Origin of the sequence: Frankia sp. Mgl5 (genome assembly GCF_023242985.1) — a bacterium.
GTDB classification, from domain to species: domain Bacteria; phylum Actinomycetota; class Actinomycetes; order Frankiales; family Frankiaceae; genus Parafrankia; species Parafrankia soli.
On sequence record NZ_JALKFY010000489.1, the window covers coordinates 1 to 410 of the forward strand.

Sequence of the window (410 nt, forward strand, 5' to 3'; positions counted from 1 at the left end):
GTGGACAGGATCGGGATGGTGGCGGGTTGCGGGCGGATGGGGGCGAGGGCGGCGAGCAGCTCGTCGCGGACGGCCTCGACGTGCGGGGAGTGCGAGGCATAGGTGACGGGCAGGACGCGGGTCCGCGTACCCCGTTCGCGCACCGTCGTCAGCAGCGCGGTCAGCTCACCCTCGTCGCCGGCCACGATCGTCGTGGCCGGGCTGTTGACCGCGGCGACGGACAGCCCCGGCGTCAGAAACCCGGTGATCTCGTCGGGCGGCAGGTTGATCGACGCCATCGCGCCGGGCCCGGTGATGGTCGTCAGCGCACGGCTGCGCAGTGCGACGACGCGCGCGGCGTCGGCCAGGGTGAGGGCGCCGGCGATGTGGGCGGCGGCGATCTCGCCCTGGCTGTGGCCGACGACGGCCTG

The 410-nt window shown here is 74.4% G+C and carries 1 protein-coding gene; it reads right to left on the bottom strand.

Annotated features, from left to right (window positions below; genetic code table 11):
• Positions 1-410: acyltransferase domain-containing protein (locus tag MXD62_RS10270; protein ID WP_248829097.1), on the bottom strand; the 410-nt coding region annotated here is incomplete at both ends.